Genomic DNA, 705 nt, shown 5'->3' with positions numbered 1-705 from the left:
CTCGATCGCATCGCGCGAAACTGGCTGACGCAGCCGCGCGAGTTCATTCCCGGCGATCGACGTGAAGTACGCGATGTCCGGCGCATAGTCCAGCGGCAAGCCGAGCGAGCGAATCTCCGACGCAATGCCGATGCGTCGAAAGTGCTCCATGGTCCGCGCGCTGTTGGCGTTGGCGGCCGGATGACGGCTCGTTCCGTTCTTTGCATCGAACAGCTCGACGCTGACTCCGCGTTGTCCCAGCTCGGCGGCGAGGAACAGCCCGACCGGGCCACCGCCCACGATGATTACGTCGCAATCCAGCACTTATGTCTCCTCTTGTATTCATGCTGGATGCGAAGTTAAACGCGTTACCTCTATAAATCTATACAATGAATTTCATATCCATAATGAATCGAGTTCATACATGCCATCGCCGGATCTGAATTTCATGTATGTCCTGCAGGCGCTCGACGAAGAGCGGAGCGTCTCCCGGGCCGCTGAGCGTCTCGGACTGACTCAGCCCGCCGTCAGCCACGCGCTAGGGAAACTCCGTACGCTGTTTCAGGACGATTTGTTCGTCCGCGCGGGCTCGGTGATGGCGCCGACGCCGGTGGGCGAGCGCCTCGTCGAAGGCGTCGCGCACGTGCTCGCTGTGGTGCAGGAGGAAATCTGGAGCGCGAAGGCCTTCGACGCGACGACGACCACGCGGGCCTTCTCCGTGTGCCT

The 705-nt window shown here is 61.0% G+C and carries 2 protein-coding genes; one reads left to right on the top strand and one right to left on the bottom strand.

Features of this window, described 5'->3' with window-relative positions; genetic code table 11:
* Window positions 1-303, bottom strand: a 303-nt coding sequence (locus AWB67_RS39020; protein ID WP_125477913.1) for an FAD-dependent oxidoreductase, incomplete at its 3' end; no start/stop codon positions are given.
* Window positions 304-403: 100 nt separating this feature from the next.
* On the opposite strand from AWB67_RS39020, the gene AWB67_RS39015 reads away from it, so the two are divergent.
* On the top strand, window positions 404-705 hold a 302-nt coding region (locus AWB67_RS39015), incomplete at its 3' end, for a LysR family transcriptional regulator (RefSeq protein WP_125477912.1).

The organism is Caballeronia terrestris, from assembly GCF_001544515.1.
GTDB lineage: Bacteria > Pseudomonadota > Gammaproteobacteria > Burkholderiales > Burkholderiaceae > Caballeronia > Caballeronia terrestris.
The sequence above is the reverse complement of the archived record's forward strand: the minus strand, read 5'-3'. Positions and strand labels throughout refer to the sequence as shown.